General features: G+C 41.4%; 19 protein-coding genes. 12 read left to right on the top strand and 7 right to left on the bottom strand.

Features of this window, described 5'->3' with window-relative positions; translation table 11 throughout:
* Window positions 1-288: 288 nt before the first annotated feature.
* Window positions 289-1,749 (bottom strand): cardiolipin synthase, encoded by a 1,461-nt coding sequence (gene cls, locus BTO28_RS10275; protein WP_408606656.1) that lies wholly within the window; start codon window positions 1,747-1,749, stop codon window positions 289-291.
* Window positions 1,750-1,922: 173 nt separating this feature from the next.
* Here cls and BTO28_RS17150 point away from each other — a divergent pair, with 173 nt between their 5' ends.
* Together BTO28_RS17150 and BTO28_RS10280 are read left to right on the top strand one after the other, a co-directional pair.
* Window positions 1,923-2,084: an Lmo0850 family protein gene (locus tag BTO28_RS17150; RefSeq protein WP_158068812.1), complete on the top strand. Its 162-nt coding sequence runs from the start codon at window positions 1,923-1,925 to the stop codon at window positions 2,082-2,084.
* On the top strand, window positions 2,050-2,979 hold the full coding sequence (locus tag BTO28_RS10280) for a diacylglycerol/lipid kinase family protein (protein WP_144289478.1): 930 nt from the start codon (window positions 2,050-2,052) through the stop codon (window positions 2,977-2,979). Before BTO28_RS17150 ends, BTO28_RS10280 begins: the two co-directional genes overlap by 35 nt.
* A 34-nt stretch (window positions 2,980-3,013) precedes the next feature.
* On the opposite strand, the gene BTO28_RS10285 is transcribed toward BTO28_RS10280, so the two are convergent.
* From BTO28_RS10285 to mgtE, 6 genes are all read right to left on the bottom strand, one after another.
* Window positions 3,014-3,628, bottom strand: a complete 615-nt coding sequence (locus BTO28_RS10285; protein WP_076765955.1) for a DedA family protein — start codon at window positions 3,626-3,628, stop codon at window positions 3,014-3,016.
* Window positions 3,629-3,714: 86 nt separating this feature from the next.
* Window positions 3,715-4,833 (bottom strand): MGDG synthase family glycosyltransferase, encoded by a 1,119-nt coding sequence (locus tag BTO28_RS10290; protein ID WP_076765957.1) that lies wholly within the window; start codon window positions 4,831-4,833, stop codon window positions 3,715-3,717.
* A gap of 17 nt (window positions 4,834-4,850) precedes the next feature.
* Entirely contained in the window at window positions 4,851-5,432 is a 582-nt protein-coding gene (locus BTO28_RS10295) for a DedA family protein (RefSeq protein ID WP_076765959.1), read from the bottom strand.
* Window positions 5,433-6,140, bottom strand: a complete 708-nt coding sequence (locus BTO28_RS10300; protein ID WP_076765994.1) for a polysaccharide deacetylase family protein — start codon at window positions 6,138-6,140, stop codon at window positions 5,433-5,435. It abuts the gene before it with no gap.
* Between the two features lie 89 nt (window positions 6,141-6,229).
* Window positions 6,230-7,126 carry a hemolysin family protein gene (locus BTO28_RS10305; RefSeq protein ID WP_076765961.1) on the bottom strand — a complete coding sequence of 299 codons (897 nt, stop codon included), beginning with the start codon at window positions 7,124-7,126 and terminating at the stop codon, window positions 6,230-6,232.
* Between the two features lie 195 nt (window positions 7,127-7,321).
* On the bottom strand, window positions 7,322-8,680 hold the full coding sequence (mgtE, locus tag BTO28_RS10310) for a magnesium transporter (protein ID WP_076765962.1): 1,359 nt from the start codon (window positions 8,678-8,680) through the stop codon (window positions 7,322-7,324).
* A gap of 194 nt (window positions 8,681-8,874) precedes the next feature.
* Between mgtE and BTO28_RS10315 the strand changes: the two genes are divergently transcribed.
* From BTO28_RS10315 to BTO28_RS10360, 10 genes are all read left to right on the top strand, one after another.
* Window positions 8,875-9,645, top strand: coding sequence for a hypothetical protein (locus tag BTO28_RS10315; protein WP_083711484.1), 771 nt, complete (start codon window positions 8,875-8,877; stop codon window positions 9,643-9,645).
* A 168-nt stretch (window positions 9,646-9,813) separates the two neighbouring features.
* Window positions 9,814-10,869, top strand: coding sequence for a D-alanine--D-alanine ligase (locus BTO28_RS10320; RefSeq protein ID WP_076765964.1), 1,056 nt, complete (start codon window positions 9,814-9,816; stop codon window positions 10,867-10,869).
* 12 nt (window positions 10,870-10,881) lie between these two features.
* Complete coding sequence (locus BTO28_RS10325) at window positions 10,882-12,258, top strand: UDP-N-acetylmuramoyl-tripeptide--D-alanyl-D-alanine ligase (protein ID WP_076765966.1); 1,377 nt, start codon at window positions 10,882-10,884, stop codon at window positions 12,256-12,258.
* 24 nt (window positions 12,259-12,282) lie between these two features.
* On the top strand, window positions 12,283-12,969 hold the full coding sequence (locus BTO28_RS10330; RefSeq protein ID WP_076765968.1) for an alpha/beta hydrolase: 687 nt from the start codon (window positions 12,283-12,285) through the stop codon (window positions 12,967-12,969).
* A 135-nt stretch (window positions 12,970-13,104) separates the two neighbouring features.
* On the top strand, window positions 13,105-14,580 hold the full coding sequence (locus BTO28_RS10335; protein ID WP_076765969.1) for a DEAD/DEAH box helicase: 1,476 nt from the start codon (window positions 13,105-13,107) through the stop codon (window positions 14,578-14,580).
* Window positions 14,581-14,641: 61 nt separating this feature from the next.
* Window positions 14,642-14,989: a holo-ACP synthase gene (acpS, locus tag BTO28_RS10340; RefSeq protein ID WP_076765971.1), complete on the top strand. Its 348-nt coding sequence runs from the start codon at window positions 14,642-14,644 to the stop codon at window positions 14,987-14,989.
* Window positions 14,990-15,040: 51 nt separating this feature from the next.
* Window positions 15,041-16,024: a LolA family protein gene (locus tag BTO28_RS10345; protein WP_076765973.1), complete on the top strand. Its 984-nt coding sequence runs from the start codon at window positions 15,041-15,043 to the stop codon at window positions 16,022-16,024.
* 83 nt (window positions 16,025-16,107) lie between these two features.
* The gene (gene alr, locus BTO28_RS10350; RefSeq protein WP_076765975.1) at window positions 16,108-17,247 is read left to right on the top strand and encodes an alanine racemase; all 1,140 of its coding nucleotides are present in this window, start codon (window positions 16,108-16,110) and stop codon (window positions 17,245-17,247) included.
* Between the two features lie 135 nt (window positions 17,248-17,382).
* The gene (locus BTO28_RS10355; RefSeq protein ID WP_076765976.1) at window positions 17,383-17,664 is read left to right on the top strand and encodes a CopG family ribbon-helix-helix protein; all 282 of its coding nucleotides are present in this window, start codon (window positions 17,383-17,385) and stop codon (window positions 17,662-17,664) included.
* Window positions 17,665-17,669: 5 nt separating this feature from the next.
* Window positions 17,670-18,020 (top strand): type II toxin-antitoxin system PemK/MazF family toxin, encoded by a 351-nt coding sequence (locus BTO28_RS10360; RefSeq protein WP_045852181.1) that lies wholly within the window; start codon window positions 17,670-17,672, stop codon window positions 18,018-18,020.
* Window positions 18,021-18,103: the final 83 nt, after the last annotated feature.

The following is an 18,103-nucleotide window of genomic DNA, read 5'->3' on the forward strand; positions in this document are numbered from 1 at the left end:
AAACGATTAGGGATTTAAAAACGTAAGTTTTTCAGTGCCCTCGTTAGAACAGCGGTCTTTGTTTTGTTTAAGAATACACAATGAATTCAAATGCGAGGTTCAGAAAAAATACCGTGTGAATAGCCGTAAAAATGAGTCCTTGTTTATTTAAACGCTTCATCAATACTTGGTCCATCATTATCACCTCATCATTAGTTTGTAAATTTATTATACTACTTGTTCACAGAAAGTTCAAAAAATTTTTACAGTTTTGTCGCAAAAAAATAAAAGAAGCCACAAATGCATCTTTTAAAGAATAGGAGACAGGAGACGCGAGATCGATTCCTTGAATTTGATCATATACGATCGCTTTTTATAAAGCTCAGGTGTTAATTCATAAGAAACGAGCATGTCATGCATAAACGTTTTTGCTAATTTTTTTCCGGTTTCGTAATTATACATGAAAGCATTGACTTCAAAATTTAAGCGGAAGCTGCGAACATCAATGTTGGCTGTGCCGACAGAGCTTAACCGTTCATCGACAACGATTGTTTTCGCATGTATAAAGCCATCATCGTAAATATACACTTTCGCTCCGGCTTTCATAAGTTCACCCGCATACGAATATGTTGCCCAGTATACAAACATATGATCCGGTTTGTTAGGTATCATAATTTTTACATCTATTCCGGACAGCGCAGCTATACGAAGTGCGTCTAAAATACTTGCATCTGGAATAAAATATGGGGTCTGAATGTAAATGGACTTCTTGGCGGTCATAATGAGCTTAATATAGCCGCTTTTAATTTGTTCCCATTCAGAGTCTGGGCCGCTTGTGACGATTTGCATTGCGACTTCGCCTTTTTTAGCTGGGGCTGGAAATAACCGTTCTTCATACATAAAGTCATGCCGTCTTGACGCCTGGTTCCAGTCTAAAATAAAGCGTGTCTGCAGCGCATGAACAGCACTGCCTTCTATCCGTAAATGTGTATCACGCCAGTAACCGAATGATGGATCTTTTCCTAAATACTCGTCACCGACATTAAACCCTCCGACATACCCAATTTGTCCGTCGATGACGACAATTTTTCTGTGATTGCGGTAATTAAGTCGAAGATTAAAAAAGGGTATACGTGACGGAAAAAAAATTTCAACGACACCGCCAGCTTCGATTAATTGCTTAAATTGTCGCCGTCTTAGTTTTCGTGAGCCCATTTCATCGTATAGGATGCATACTTCAATGCCAGCCCGCGCTTTTTCTGTTAAAAGGTCAATTAACTTTTTTCCGAGTCCGTCATATCGGAAGATGTAATATTGAATGTGAATATGATCTTTTGCCTGACGGATATCATGCATAAGTGATTCAAATTTTTCGGTTCCATCAGTGTAGATGTATACACTGTTATCTTCGGATAAAACCGCATCATTATGGCTGAGCAGCATAAAAACAAGTTTTGAATTTTCCTGTGTGTGCGGATTGGCAAATGGGTATATTCCTTCTTTTATAGTTCTTTTTTGATGACCAATTTGCTCTTCAATGCCGACTTTCTTTTTGTCATCCCAATCAAACAGTCTGCTTCTGCTCAAGTTTTGGCCAAAGACGAGGTATAGGAGGAAACCGAGAAACGGAATGAAAAAAAGGACCATCAGCCATGCCCATGTTGCTCCTGGATCGCGTCGTTCAAGGAAAATAACGACTATCGCAAAGGCTACGTTTAGAGGGAATAGCACATATGCGAACAAAGGCCAGATTGTAATATCGATCGTCATGTTCATCACCGACCTGTTTCTTAATTATTCTCAACATTAACTATACAGGAAAAAAGAAGAATAAACCGGATTGAAATCGGCAAAATGGGGAAAATAATGACTACTTATTTAAAAAATGAAACACTTTTAAACCTGTTAACGTATAAACAAAAAAACCTAAAGGATGGATATAAATGAAGAGTGCGGATCGGACTCGTAAAATGATAGATAAAATTTCCAGGCTGGGTGTTAAAGCAACGGTAACAAAATCAAGAGTAGAGTTATGGAACTCATTACAAAGCAGCCGGGAAACGGCAGGAAGTGAAAAAGTCATCACGTCATATCATCCCGGATAAAAAGGGCGTGTTGTTTATGCGTTTTAAAAATGGTCTTTTTTTGATGAACAAACATGCAGGAAAGGGTGCAGTGTCCAGTTATCGGCAGATCGTGCCGGTACTTCGTAAAGCAGTTGAACATTTAGACGAGCACGTGTTGGCGCCAGGAGAAGCTGAAGATGTTTGTTTCCGGTATGGAAGTAATTATGATGTCATCATCATTTACGGCGGTGACGGAACGGTTCATGAATGCATTAATGGTATCGCACGTTTGGGTGACCGCCCTGTTGTAGCGGTGCTTCCTGGGGGGACATGTAATGATTTCTGCCGGTCCATCGGCGTTTCGGATATAGAGTCTGCATGCCACCTCATAAAAAATGGAAATATGCGTGAAGTGGATATTGGTGTAATGAACGATCGGTTTTTCGTCAATTTTTGGGGCATCGGACTCATTACAGATACATCGGAAAATATTGATCATCATAAAAAGAGCTTGATCGGCAAATTAAGTTATTATTTGAGTGCACTGGAAACCATTCGCAAGCCGGACTATTTTCATTATATGATTGAAGCAAATGGAAATACACTTGAAGGGGATGCCATCATGGCAGTCGCACTAAATGGAAACTATATCGGTGCCATTGATTTGCCATTTGAAGCAGATCATGAAGACGGATTTCTTGATTTAATTATCGTGAAAGAAGCTGGTTTTCCTCTCGTAAAGGAATTTTTGCACAAAGAAAAAATAAAAATGACCGGAGATCATGCGGCAAATCTTGAACATCATCGGGTTACATCATTTTCATTGTCTACAACAAGACCGCTTCGTATTGATATGGACGGAGAAGTATACGCTTTCACGCCTTCAAACTGTTCAATTAAAAAAAAGCATATCCAATTCATCAGTTCTTTATAAAAAAAGTCCGGAAAATTATATTCCCGGACGTTTTTTATGCGGAACGGCTGCGTATTTTTTTAATAAACCATACAAGAGCTGCAATGAACAAAATTGCAAGAATAGCGTATACAACGTTTGAGTAAACATCCATATAATCAACAATCGTATGCCATGAACCGGCAAATGCAGCACCTAGATTTACCAGAACTGTATTCCAAATCAATGTTCCTGCTGTAGTAAAAATGAGAAACAAGAAGAAGTTCATGTTTGACATTCCTGCTGGAATTGAAATTAAACTGCGGATAAGCGGTACCATACGGCATAAAAATACGGTCCATACACCATACTTGTCAAACCAAGCATCTGCACGGTAAATATCTTTTTTGGTGACGCGAAGAAAACGACCGTAACGGTCAATGATTTTTTCTAAATTTTCAACATCGAGTAATAACCCAATTCCATACAAAATAACGGCACCGACAACTGATCCTGCTGTTGATGCTAAAATCACACCAGTGACAGTTAAATCCGTTGATCCAGTCATTACACCGCCAAATGTTAAAATAACTTCAGAAGGAATCGGCGGAAATAAGTTTTCAAGTGCAATTAAAAAAAAGACACCCCATAATCCGTACTCTTCCATCATTGAAATAATCCAATTCTCCATGTTAATTCCTTTCTCGCAAAAGATTTACTCTCAAGTTGAAATTATAGCATTTCAACCAAACATTTCACTAATAAAAAGACCCGCTTTTACAGCGGGATAGATGATGGTTCTTTGCCAAAAATATTCATGAGCGTTGATTCCAGTGTATGTTCTTTCTCAAGACGGTACATATCAAGACGTTTTTTCCACTTATTGCGTTCGATGTCGCTCTCAATAATCGCTGTAATTTGCTTTTCAACAGATTCATATTCATGCAACTCATATATAAGCTGCCGTTTTTTCAAATAATCAGCGTTAAACTCTTCCTGACCGGGAAGGGCACCTGCGATAAAAACAGGCAGTTCTTTTTCTAGTACTTCACTGACTGTGATTCCGCCGGGTTTTGTAATGATCGCTGATGCTTCCTCGTAATGCCAGTTCATTTCTTCCCTGCTGCTCATATAAGGAAGTGCCTGAATACGAGGATTTCCCATTGAAATAATTTGTTCGCGAAGTTTTTCGTTATGCCCGCAAAGCACCTTATAAGTGTATGAGAGAGAATCCAAATGTAAATTATTTAACAGTTTTTCAAGATGACCGAGTCCACTATTTCCGCCAGCGACAAGGATTGAGCGATGTTCAGATAGCGTATGTTCTACTTCAAATGACGGGTGAACAGGTATACCGGTGATAAAGATTCTGTTCCCTGGCACGCCAAACTTTGTCAGCCATTTTTTTGCTTCAAGGTGAGGGACAAAATGATAATCAATGCTGCGTTTTCCCCATACATCACTGACGAAAAAGTCGGTATAAACATTGATCACTGGTATATCAATCTTACGCTGTCGTTTTAAATGATTTAGCAATTTCGATGGATAGCTATGCGTGCATATAATATAATCAGGACGCTCTTTTTCAATGAAACGGGCAAGACGGAATTCGAAATATTTATCCCAGACATGAAGAGGAACTTGCTCACTTCGTTTACCATCCGGAGTATAGATAAACGATTTATAAAATTTGCTATATGACTCTGGTTTTTTACTTATCCATTGCATGTACATTTTAGAAACGACCGATTCCAGCGACTCATGGCAATAGCTTAATAAATCTACCGTTTGTATTTGTGCGTTAGGTCTAAGCCGGGTAATGTGTTCAATAATGGCTTCCGCTGCTTTATGATGACCCGACGGCAGACGAAATAAAGGAAGCACAATAATTTTCATATAGGTTGACTCCTTTATCAGCGGGAATGTGACGATTTTCTCCATTTCACGATAAAACGGATGATAAAAATAATGAAAAAAAGCGCACCGGCAATTCCTAAATAGAGCGGTTCAATCTTAATGTACGAACTGATCAGAAAACCAGCTGACATATACATCAATACCCACATCGAGGCCCCTAAAACGGAAAGGGCCATAAATCCGGGTATCGTAAATTTTGCGATACCAGCAAAATATGGATTAAATTGACGTATGCCGGGAATGAAAAAACCGACAAACAATGATTTCGATAAATCCCAATTCATAATGGTTTTCCGCAGTCGTTTTTTCGTTACACCTAAATACTTTCCATACCGATCCAGAAGCGGCTGTCCTATGATACGGCCAAGAGTATAGCTAATAGCCATTCCGATGATTGCACCGGATATTAAGGCGGCGGCAGCTCCGGCGAAAGAAATAGATCCGTTTTTCGCCAGCATGCCGATATACACAAATAAACTTTCTTCTGGAGCGGGAATGCCGACAATGCCAAATAGACCAGCTAGAAATAAAATAACATAACCGTATTTAGATAAATAATCAAGTATTAACGATTCCATTTAAGCCCTCTGTTTAGTATACAATGTTGTGATCGTAACGAATTCATATTGTGCTGACGCCTCATCCGATAAAAACAAATGAAGTGCTTTAATCATAACACGCGGAGCCGTTTTATGGGCACCAAAAGTGTCGCCGCTATCGTGTAATGTAATGACTGCACCATTTGAACGGGCAGCACGCAATTTGTCTGCAAGTTTTTGTACGGTCATGCTTTTTTTCCAATCTCCAGGAATATCTGTCCACATTATCGTCTCAAAGTGAGCGGCCTTTGATAGCGTAAAGGGATTGAAGTGCCCCCACGGTGGTCGATATAAGGTAACGTTTTGACCGGTAATGGCCGATACTCGTTTCGCAGCACGAACAAGCTGATCATTCATGCTAGAAGGCGATAAAAACCAATTTGAAATGTGCTTGTCGTTATGGATACCAATGTCATGCCCTTCTTGCTGAATACGCTGGATCAAATCAGGATGACGTTCCGCTTTTTCACCGACAACAAAAAAAGTGGCTTTTACATTATATTTATTTAACGTATCAAGTAGAAGAGGAGTGTATACAGGGTCCGGTCCGTCATCAAATGTCAGCGCGATTTGTTTTCGGTCTGGTCCTCGTTTTTTGACACGTGTTGAATACGTTTTTGCCGCTACGGTCGGAATAATCGTCCAGGCGGCAGCTAGAAAAAGAGCCGATTGTATGATTTTTTTCATAAAAACTCCAATCATATTTAGTCATAAGTCATATTGTCTATTATACTTCCTTTTTATTGAAAAAACAAAACCCGCTTTTCAGCGGGTTTTTAAGCATTATTTGCTGCAGCAAATGGGATCGAAGCTGCTTTTGCTGGTTCTAGTATTATATCATCTGCTGGCACAGGCTGAATTTCAACATGGCGGATTTGATGATCTTTCATCTCCAAAACCGTAAATAGAAATCCGCTATATTCAATTGTTTCGCCAGATTGAATATCAAAGTTTTCAGTCAGCATCCAGCCGCCGATTGTATCGACATCTTCATCACTCATGTTAATACCGAGCAGGTGAGAAGCTTCCGATAGAGAGAGCTTGCTGCTGGCGATGTAATGGCGGTCGCCTATTTTTTGAATAACTGGGGGTTCGGCAGCATCAAATTCATCATACAATTCTCCGACAATCACTTCGATAATATCTTCTGCTGTGACGATTCCCGCAGTGCCACCGTATTCATTAATTAAAATTGCCATCTGTGTCCGTTCCTCCTGCATTTTCTCTAGCAGTTCGTGAGCTGGTGTGGAGTCCATGACGCGAATGGCCGGCCGGACGAAATGTTTTATGCTTTTTGCTCCGACAACAGGATCAGAAACATATTCCGCAAGTACTTCTTTAAAATTTACAAAACCTATAACGCGGTCTTTATCGCCGTCAATGATTGGGTAGCGGGTGAATTTTGTATCACGAAAACGGCTGACGCAGTCTTTGACTGAATCATCTTTTTCCATATAAACCATTTCTGTACGCGGAACCATGACTTCTGTGGCTGATCGGTCACTTAAAACAGCCAAATTGCTAGGCATCCCGCTTATTTCGGCTAGAAGAGCTGAAGACTCTGCCGAGGGGGGGTCTCCAGTTTCATTTTTTTCTTTTCTTTTCATGAAGCGAATGGCTGTAAATGTTAAAGCAACAAGGATAACAGCAATAAGCGTGATCCATATGTCCAATCAGATTTCTTCTCCCGCTCTTTTGACGAAAGAAGAAGTCACCTCCTAAAAATATGATGATCAAATTTGAAAAATTGGCAGTGAAGTAATGGAGTATTAACCGTCAATGTCCCATTTGACCACCCTCTTTCCTTAGTTCGTTATTGTTTATTTTATTATAATAAAGACAGATAATTCGGTCAATTGTTGCATCTTTTATAAAAGTTGTGTTAAAAACCAGGATGCAATTGTAAAGTATGTGATAAGTGAAAAGATGTCATTAATCGTCGTTATAAGTGGTCCAGATGCAACAGCTGGATCAACGTTCATTTTGTATAGGACGAGAGGAATAATTGTACCGGCAAGTGTCCCGATGATCAGCGTCAACAAAAGAGATGCACTTACAACAAAACCGAGGACAGCACTGCCTTGCCAGAAAAAAGCGATGAAAAAAATCAATACGCCGCAAACGGCACCAATAATTAACCCGACGCCGAATTCACGCATGATTAATGCGAGCACGGTTTTCATGTCAATATCTCGTGAAGCGAGACCGCGAACAACAACGGCGAGTGACTGCGTGCCGGTGTTTCCTGTCATTCCGGAAATCATTGGCATAAAATAGGTCAACGCTACGACTTGATTAAGCGTGTTTTCAAATCCAGAAATAATGCTGCCTGATACAAGCCCTATAAATAAAAGCAGCACAAGCCATGGAAGCCTTCTGAATGCAGCGACACCCGCTTTCGTGTCAAAGTCAATTGACTTACCGGAAGCAGACAGTTTTTCGATATCCTCATTTGCCTCTTGAATAACGACGTCGATTATATCATCGAACGTGACAATCCCAATTAACACGCCGTCATCATCGACAACCGGAATCGCAAGAAAGTCATAGCGTTCAATTAGGCGGGCAATTTCTTCCTGATCCATATACACCCCTGCAGAAATGACGCGTGCATACATCACATCGGCAATTTTTTCGTGTGTATCCGCCATCAGCATATCGCGGTATGATACAACGCCGACGAGTTTTTTTTCATCATCGATCACATATAAATAGTTGATCGTTTCCGCAAACTCAGCGAACGTTTTTAGTTTTTCGACAGCTTCTCTGACTGTATAAGAATCTTTTATCCAGACAAACCGGTTCGTCATGAGGCGTCCGGCAGTTTCTGGCGGATAGCTCATCATACTTTCAATGATCGATGATTCTTCTTTTTTCATGCCGGAAAGAAACAGTTTAATGTTTTCCGGCGACATGTCATCCAGAAGGGATGCAAGGTCATCATTATCCATGTCATCAAGCACTTTTCGCGTGCGGTCTTTCCCCACTTTTTTAAGCACGGCCATTTGCTCGTCGCTTTCAAGCTCTTGGATCATATCCGTCAAAATCGGGATTGATAAATGAATCAAAAAACGCGTTTGATGTTTTTGAGGCAAATTTCGATAAATGGCGGCCATATCATATGGATGAAGTTCATCGATTAATTGCTGAAATTCTGTTTTTTTACCTTCTTTTAAATGCTTGATGACAAGCAGGGTGAGCTGGTCTTCGGTTAAATTCGAATTCACAAGCGTCCCCTCCTTTAAGTTGAAATTTTAGCTGCTCATTTAGTATAAAACGATTGCGGCAAAAAAGTGTCACACATTTTGTAAATTTCATTATATATTTACATACGAAGATGAACAAATTTTGATAAAATAACAGTATAACAAAAAAAGATAAAGGCAGCTATGCAATTTGTCACGATGTGGAGGTCATACGATTGAAGAATCCCGGAAACATGAAAGAACTTATTTATATACATTTACACCCGATTAATCAATATGTCGTATCGTATGGAATTGAATTTCAAGAATTCATGAAGGCTATTCCGGAGACTCCGCCGCATTTGCTTCTATTAAAGCATAAATTTGATGAAAGTGACTTTAATATGCATACCCGTTTTGATTACATTGAACCAGAAGGATTGAAGAGTTTATTAAGGGAAGATGTCGGAGAATATGGTGACTTTTGCTGGATTGACTTTGAGGATACAGACGGATTAAATGAACTCGATGGACAGGAAATAGCCGAACTTTTATATTTGGCGCACAGCAAGGAACATTTGCGTCGTCCATTTTACAGCAAATTGAATAACCGGTATGCGTATTTGTCGCATGATGATGAATGGTTTAACAAAACATTTTATCGCCATATGCCTGATTTTTATCGTGTTATCGGAAAGGTTATTTCCCAGAAACTTGGTTTTTTTCGCAGTGAACGTTCTTTTTTTGCCTTGAAGAAAGGATCCGCATTTCCGCCGATTCCCCCTGATATGATTTCTCTTGTCAGCGGAGGCATGAAAGAAGGAATTGTAATATCACTTGCCAAAACTGAGCAGAGCCGTTTGAAAGTGGAGGTGCCGCTTTGGATCGTGGGTGACCATAGCAGCATGGATGACGTTTTCGATGAATATATCATGAGTTTTAAAACGCCGCCGCATGCCCGGTTTGTTTTTGATAAAAAAACACATGAGTGGAGTGTGTTTTCATAAAAAACGGATTCTCAATTTGGATCCGCTTTTTAATACATAAGGAAATAGTCAGGTTCATATTCCCGGTCGTGCATGCATAAAATACTATTTGAGCACAAAATAGATGAGACTTGTTTTTCTCGAAAGCATGATAAAATAAAAAATACCGAAAATTTTTGGAGGCTTATAATGAAAATGAAACTTGGGTTGCTTTATGGAGGGAAATCAGCGGAGCATAATGTATCATTGCAAACAGCAAAAGCTGTGACTGCTGCGCTCGATTTAAATAAATTCGATGTATATCCGGTTTACATATCAATTGATGGAACATGGACTGAAGGTGAAAAGCTGGACGCTCCTGCAGAACATATAGATGAACTAACGATAAAGGGCAACGGCGGAACTGAACATGTATTGTCTATGCTCTCAAAAGGGAAATATGATGTAGTTTTCCCTCTTTTGCACGGACCAAATGGAGAAGATGGTACTGTTCAGGGGCTGCTGGAAGTATTGAATGTACCATACGTTGGAAATGGTGTTCTTGCCTCTTCGGCCGGTATGGATAAAGTAATTATGAAAAATGTCTTCGCACAGGCCGGATTAAAACAGGTAGGTTATACGCATATGACACGTACAGAATGGGAAACGAATAAAATTCCTTCTTGTGAAATGATCGAACGGGAAATCGGCTGGCCATGCTTTGTTAAACCGGCAAACTTGGGTTCAAGTGTAGGCATTAGCAAGTGTCAGAACAAGGATGAATTGATCGATGCAATGGAAGAGGCATTTCAATTTGACCGGAAAGTCATTATTGAAGAAGGGGTTAATGCCCGGGAAATTGAAGTGGGTATTTTAGGAAATGATCATCCCGCTTGCTCGGTAATTGGGGAAATCGTTCCGAAAAAGGACTTTTACGACTATAAAGCGAAATACGAAGACGCAGATACAGCGCTGATCATTCCAGCAGAAATAACAGCTGATCAAAAGAAAGAAATGGAAAGTCTTGCAATTCGGGCATTTCGTTCACTTGACTGCTCCGGACTTGTTCGTGCGGACTTTTTCTTAACCGAGAGTGGCGAGTTTTTAATTAATGAGGTCAATACAATGCCGGGCTTTACTCCATTCAGCATGTTCCCGCTTCTTTGGAAAGAAGCAGGTGTTGAGTACCCGCAGCTGATTGAAAAAATGATTGACCTGGCGATTGAACGTCATACAGAAAAACAGAAAATCAAATATACAGTTTAAAGGTGGGCGCTCATGATTCGCAAAACTGTTGAGCAGTTAACGAAAATGATGAATGTAGAAAATGAAGTTACAAACTGGCACGAACGTCTTATAGAGGGGGTGTCGATCGATTCCCGTCAGGTGAAAGGGAACCGTCTGTTTGTTCCGCTTGCCGGCGAAAATACAGATGGGCATAAATACGTGCGCCAGGCCATTGAAAACGGAGCGGGGGCAGCTCTATGGCAAAAAGATGTGCCGGGAGCACCGGAGGATTTACCCGTGCTCATTGTTGAAAATACTTTACTAGCACTTCAGCAGTTGTCTAAAGCTTACCGCGATTCACTTCAAGTGAAAGTAGTCGGCATAACAGGCAGCAATGGAAAAACAACTGTAAAAGATATGACTGCTGCTATTTTTGCTGAAAAGTACCGCGTTCAAAAAACGGAAGGTAATTATAATAACCATATCGGCTTGCCGCTGACGCTGCTGTCATTACATGAAGAAACAGAAGTAGCGGTTTTGGAGATGGGGATGAGTGGTAGAGGAGAAATAGAGCTTTTGTCAAGGCTTTCTGCACCGGATGCTGCCATCATTACAAATATTGGGGAATCGCATCTGCAGGATCTTGGGTCGCGCGAAGCAATTGCGGATGCGAAACTAGAAATTGCCGAGGGATTATCAGAAGAAGGAACACTTATTTATTTTGGGGACGAACCTCTGCTTGCTGAAAAAATGATGGAAGCTGTACCGTATCAAGTGGAGACATTTGGCCTGGATGATTCAAATGATTTCTATCCTGTTTCAATTAAACAAACGGAAAACGGCAGTTCTTTTGTTATCAATAAAGAGCCTTCTGTGAAATTTGACTTGCCGGTGCTTGGCCAGCACAACGTTACAAATGCGCTGGCGGCGATTGCAGCAGCAAATTTGTTTGACGTGCCGTATGCAAAGATCGCATCAGGGCTTCGTAAAGTTGAATTGACGAAAATGCGGATGGAATGGATAGAAGGCAAAAAGGGTATAAAAATGATAAATGATGCGTACAACGCCAGTCCGACATCAGTGAAGGCAGCGATTGCACTTTTATCTGAACTGCCCGGTTACGACCGGAAAATTTTAGTTCTTGGCGATATGCTGGAACTGGGACTGGACGAAGAATTATTTCATTATCAAACAGGCCAAGTGATTGATGGCGATAAAATCGACTACTTATTTACGTATGGCCCGCTTAGTCAGTTTATTGCATCGGGAGCAAAAAATTCGTTAAGTTCAGACCGGATTTTTGCTTTCCAGGATAAAGAAGAAATGATTCATGCAATAGAGGGTGTTTTAGAAGGCGGTGAATTGCTTCTCATTAAAGCATCAAGAGGCATGAAGCTAGAAGAAGTGGCGGACAGGCTATCGAGATGATGAGGCAGAAAGCGGTGATAAATCATGATTGGCTGCCTGCTTGTACACGGCTTTACAGGAGCACCTTATGAAGTAGAGCCGCTGGCTGAATATATAAAAGAACATACAGATTGGACAGTTGTTGCCCCTATTTTGCCGGGGCACGGCGAAACCCTATCCTTAAAAAGCGTTTCTTGTACAGACTGGATTGATTGCGCAGAAAGAGAACTCCTAACATTGCTTGGCAAATGCGAAAAAGTATATGTGATCGGTTTTTCGATGGGTGGTTTGATTGCCGCGTATCTTGCTGCCCGTCACCCGATCAGTAAACTCGTTTTTCTCAGTGCAGCAGCAAAATACGTCAATCCTTCACAGGTAAAAGAAGATGTGCTTGAAATGGTGCATGATTTTCGAAGGAAGCAGCTCCATGAAAATGAATTATTTCTGCGATATAGGGAAAAATTAATTATGACCCCTCCGTCTGCAGCAAGGGAATTTCAAAAAGTGGTTCGTCTCGCCCGCCCGTCTCTGAAAAAAATTGTCGTGCCGGTATTTATTGCGCAGGGAACATCTGACGGGATCGTTCCTGTTGCAAGTGCTGAGTATATTTATAGCCGTGTATCATCCGCTGAACGCCACCTTCATTACTCGGCAGGAGCAAAACATCTAATTTGTCATACAGGAAATAAAAAAGAGCTTTTCGAGAAAGTCTTTACTTTTTTGTCCGAATAACGTAGTGTTATAAAAATGCGCATTGAAAATTCGGATATGGAATGATAAGATAAAACAGATATGTTGCTCTTCGCATGAACGTAGAAGGGTATTTTTTGTGCGGATAGCAGTTTAACATAGAAGGAGAAGAAACTATTGACGAAATTTAAAGATTTAAATTTAAGCGAAGCGACGCTGAAAGCAATTGACAAAATGGGGTTTGAGGAAGCAACACCAATCCAGTCAGAAACGATTCCCCTTGGTCTAACAGGAAAAGACATCATCGGACAGGCGCAGACGGGTACGGGTAAAACGACTGCTTTCGGTATTCCAATGGTGGAAAAAATCGATACAAAAAATGATTCGATTCAAGGCCTGATTATTGCACCAACACGTGAGCTAGCGATTCAAGTATCTGAAGAATTATACAAAATCGGAAGCGGCAAAAGAGCACGTGTACTTGCTGTATATGGCGGACAGGACATTCAGCGCCAGATCCGCGCTTTAAAACAGCGTCCACATATTATTGTTGGTACACCTGGTCGTATTCTTGACCATATTAACCGTCGCACATTGAAATTGGAAAACCTTGAGACGCTTGTTTTGGACGAAGCGGATGAAATGCTGAACATGGGCTTCATTCAAGACATTGAATCGATCCTTTCAAACGTACCAGCAGAACGCCAAACACTATTGTTCTCTGCAACAATGCCGGGACCAATTCGTGCAATTGCAGAACGTTTCATGAAAGATCCAGAAATGATTCGTGTGAAAGCGAAAGAAATGACGGTTTCAAACATCGATCAATACTTCGTAAAAGTACAGCAGCGTGATAAATTTGATGTTCTTGCACGGCTTATGGATGTACATTCCCCTGAGCTTGCGATCATCTTCGGCCGCACAAAGCGCCGTGTAGATGAGCTTGCAAATGCACTTAGCCTCCGTGGCTATCAGGCGGAAGGAATTCACGGTGACTTGACCCAGGCGAAGCGTTTAACTGTGTTGAAACGCTTTAAAGAAGGAAAAATTGACGTGCTTGTTGCGACAGACGTTGCGGCGCGCGGTCTTGACATTTCTGGTGTAACACACGTATACAACTATGATATTCCTCAAGATCCTGAAAGCTACGTTCACCGTATCGGCCGTACGGGACGTGCCGGTAAAGAGGGTATGGCAGTTACATTTGTTGATCCGCGTGAAATGAGCTACCTTCGTGAAGTGGAACGTACAACGAAAAAACGCATGACACCAATGGAAGCTCCATCTTGGGATGATGCGCTAAGCGGCTTGCAGCAAGCTGCTGTAAATGAACTTGAACAAGTAATAGCGAAAAACGAGTGGGCGGAGTATCGCACATTTGCAAAAGACTTGCTTGATCAAAACAATCCGGAAGAAGTTGTAGCAGCAGCGCTTAAGCTGATCACAAAAGAGCCGGATCGTACACCGGTTCACATTACAAATGAAGCTGCACTACCTCAAAAACGCGATAAATTCCGCAGCAAAAATTCAGGCGGCTATCGTAAATCAGGCGGTGGCGGACGTCAAGGCGGCGGACGCTCTTATGGAAACCGTGACCGCAAAGGCGGTTCAGGTGGTTCAGGCGGCGGACGTCGCAAATATTCTTCAAATTAATGAATGAAAAGCCGTTCCGGTCAATGCCGGAGCGGCTTTTTTCAAAATGAGAGGAGACCATATGATCAAAGGAATCGGGATGGACATTGTGGAAATTGACCGGATTCGCCGTTTAATCGAGCGGCAGCCGAAATTTATAGAACGTATTTTAACACCGCAGGAACTTGCTATTTTTCAAGAAAAAAAAGGAAGTCGCCAGTGGGAATATGCAGCAGGGCGATTTGCGGTTAAAGAAGCTTTTTCAAAAGCACAGGGAACGGGCATTGGTGAACATTTATCCTTTCAAGACATTGAAGTGGAGGCTGATGATTTAGGGCGGCCTGTTTTAACACGTCCTTTTTCAAAAGGCGTTCATGTAACGATTACACATAGCCGTGATTATGCCGCGGCCGTCGTTGTGATCGAATGAATATTGCACCTTTCTTTCTCATATAGTGCTAATGAGGAAAGGGGTGCGGCAATGAAAAAAAAATGGACTGGCTTACTAATGGTGGCAGTCGTCTTACTCGTATTATCTGCCTGCGGAGCGCCGACGAAAGAAGACATTGTGACGGAGATTAATGAAAAAGCAAAAAATGCAGCTGGATATAAAGCAAAAGCAGTTCTTGAAATTCAAGCTGGTAAAGAAAAACAAAGCTATAATGTAGACATTTGGAACAAAGAGCACAAGTATTACCGCGTTCATCTTTCTTCTGTCACGAATGAACACAGCCAAACGATTTTGAAAAATAAATCAGGTATTTACGTGATGACGCCGTCTCTTGGCAAAAGCTTTAAATACGAAAATAACTGGCCGGAAAATAGTAGTCAGTCGTACCTTTTTGAATCTCTTGCGGCAGACATAAAAGCGGATGGGGAGGCGGGATTTAAAGAAACAGACAAGTACTATGTTTTTGAAACGAAAACCCGCTATACAAACAGCAGTATGCTGCCGCGCCAGCAAATAACCTTCCATAAAAGCGATTTGACACCGGCAATGGTAAAGGTAATGGACAAAGAACAAAAAGCTGTCATTACGGTTGTATTCAAAAAAATGGATTTAAAGCCAACATTCGCAAAAGGTGATTTTGACAGAAAGAAAGCGAATAAAAAGACGAAAGAAACCGCCGGTGATGTTGAAACAGAATTTTCGGTACATTATCCTATCGCAGTTAACAATTCTAAACTAGTTGATGAAACGAAAGTAGGGGATCGTGTCATTTTAACATATGACGGTGACAAGCCATTTACCCTTATTCAAAAACGAGCAGCAACCCCAGAGGGACAAAGTGTTGTAACTGCTTCGGGTGATATGGCGGATATGGGATTTGCTGCAGGTGAATCGGCAGACGGTTCATTAACTTGGGTATATAACGGAGTAGAGTTTATGCTGGCATCGGATGTAATGACCCATGGTGAAATGGCGACCGTGGCAGCGTCAATGCAGCCAGGCACCTTGAAATAAAAGCAGCGTATTGTTTACCGCTGCTTTTTTTTTGTTTAAAATAGATAATGCGAAAGATATTGACAAATTAGGACGTGAAGTAGATGGGCTATTACCGCGATACGCGAGCAGAAATAAACCTTGACGCGATTGAATGGAATGTACGACAAACCATTAAATTTCTGCAAAATTCAATGCATATGTTTGCGGTGGTAAAGGCAAATGCATATGGCCATGGGGATGTGCAAGTTGCGAAAGCGGCGTTAAAAGCGGGTGCAAACGGTCTGGCTGTTGCCTTTTTAGACGAAGCTTTATCCTTGAGAAAGGCAGGTATAACAGCGCCTATTCTCGTTCTTGGAGCTAGTCGTCCTGAAAATGCCGGCATTGCAGCGTCACACAATATTTCATTGACAGTATATGATAAGGAGTGGCTGGATCATATTCAAATTGAAAGTGGGCAAACGCTCCGTGTGCATATTAAATGTGATACCGGGATGGGACGGATTGGGGTGAAAACCGTTGAGGAGCTTCAATCAATCATTGATGAACTTAATGGATCTCCAATATATATGTTTGAAGGTATTTTTACTCATTTTGCTACTGCGGATGAAGTAGATACAGCATACTTCGAGCAGCAATTAACCACTTTTCAATTGCTTATATCGTCTATATCCGAAAAACCGCCTTACATCCATTGTGCAAATAGTGCAGCAACCCTTCGTTTTCATGGAGCAGGCTGTAACGCTGTTCGGCTCGGTATTTCCATGTACGGATTAACACCATCGCCGGAGATTGAACCAATGTTGCCGTTTGAATTGAAACCGGCTTTTTCTTTTCATACAAAACTCATTCATGTGAAGCAAATGAAGGCTGGGGAAAAAGTTAGCTACGGGGCAACATATGAGGCGTCGGAGGGGGAGTGGATTGGAACTATCCCCGTTGGCTATGCGGATGGATGGATTCGTAAATTGAGTGGACAGGAAGTGCTTATTGATGGCAGAAGAGCACCGATTGTCGGCAGAATTTGCATGGACCAGTGCATGATTCGTCTTCCTCATGAATATTCAGTCGGTTCAGAGGTTACACTAATTGGAAGTCAAGGGAATGAGATTGTAACAATGGATGAAATTGCGAAAAAACTTGATACGATCAACTATGAAATACCGTGCATCATCACAGCGCGTGTGCCGCGTGTGTACAGAGAAAAGGGACAAATTGTTAACGTTACAAACCCTCTGTTATAAACGGTATGAGGTATATGAGTTCTCTGTTATACAACATTTTTCATTTTTGCTCTTCCATACCGCTGCGTGCAATGATATTATAGGTGTGACAGTAAGAAAAAGAGACGTGTGCAGTGATTGGTGGAGGTGTGGTTCTTGTCTGAATCCAGTACAACGACAAATGTGTTAGTAAACTTGCCAAAACAGTTTGTAAATGAACTCGATTGTTTTGCGGAGCAGGAAGAAATCAGTCGCAGTGAATTCATTTACCGCGCGACGAAAATGTATTTGCGTGAAAGAAAAAAGCGCCATATACAAGAGTCTATGCGCCGTGGATACATGGAAATGGCAAAAATCAATCTAGCTATTGCTTCAGAAGCAATGCAGGCTGAATATGAGGCAGGAAACACAGTCGAACGTTTAGTAAGTGGAGGATAAACCGTGTGATCGTAAAACGTGGTGACGTATATTTTGCAGACCTGTCCCCTGTTGTCGGTTCCGAACAAGGCGGCGTCCGGCCTGTTCTTGTCGTCCAGAACGACATCGGGAATCGGTTCAGTCCCACTATTATCGTCGCGGCCATTACAGCTCAGATCCAGAAAGCCAAACTGCCGACGCACGTAGAAATTAATGCTGAGCGGTATGGTTTTGAAAGAGACTCTGTCATTTTACTCGAGCAGATCCGGACGATCGATAAGCAGCGGCTGACAGATAAAATTACGCAGCTGGACGAAGGAATGATGGAGAAAGTGGACGACGCCTTGCAGATTAGTTTAGGTCTTATACAGTTTTAGTTCAAGCACCCGCCTGGAAATAGGCGGGTGCTTTTTCCTATGTTTCTATAATTATTTTAACGGGTGTCAGATGATACTGCTTT

This window comes from Domibacillus epiphyticus, from assembly GCF_001975785.1.
Taxonomy (GTDB): domain Bacteria; phylum Bacillota; class Bacilli; order Bacillales; family Domibacillaceae; genus Domibacillus; species Domibacillus epiphyticus.

Coding starts and splice junctions, on each gene's coding strand:
- BTO28_RS10290 (WP_076765957.1), bottom strand. CDS start 4,833: ATGAAAATTATTGTGCTTCCTTTATTTCGTCTGCCGTCGGGTCATCAT.
- BTO28_RS17150 (WP_158068812.1), top strand. CDS start 1,923: ATGAAGAGTGCGGATCGGACTCGTAAAATGATAGATAAAATTTCCAGG.
- BTO28_RS10300 (WP_076765994.1), bottom strand. CDS start 6,140: ATGAAAAAAATCATACAATCGGCTCTTTTTCTAGCTGCCGCCTGGACG.
- BTO28_RS10345 (WP_076765973.1), top strand. CDS start 15,041: ATGAAAAAAAAATGGACTGGCTTACTAATGGTGGCAGTCGTCTTACTC.
- alr (WP_076765975.1), top strand. CDS start 16,108: ATGGGCTATTACCGCGATACGCGAGCAGAAATAAACCTTGACGCGATT.
- BTO28_RS10325 (WP_076765966.1), top strand. CDS start 10,882: ATGATTCGCAAAACTGTTGAGCAGTTAACGAAAATGATGAATGTAGAA.
- BTO28_RS10320 (WP_076765964.1), top strand. CDS start 9,814: ATGAAAATGAAACTTGGGTTGCTTTATGGAGGGAAATCAGCGGAGCAT.
- BTO28_RS10330 (WP_076765968.1), top strand. CDS start 12,283: ATGATTGGCTGCCTGCTTGTACACGGCTTTACAGGAGCACCTTATGAA.
- cls (WP_408606656.1), bottom strand. CDS start 1,749: ATGACGATCGATATTACAATCTGGCCTTTGTTCGCATATGTGCTATTC.
- BTO28_RS10285 (WP_076765955.1), bottom strand. CDS start 3,628: ATGGAGAATTGGATTATTTCAATGATGGAAGAGTACGGATTATGGGGT.
- acpS (WP_076765971.1), top strand. CDS start 14,642: ATGATCAAAGGAATCGGGATGGACATTGTGGAAATTGACCGGATTCGC.
- BTO28_RS10295 (WP_076765959.1), bottom strand. CDS start 5,432: ATGGAATCGTTAATACTTGATTATTTATCTAAATACGGTTATGTTATT.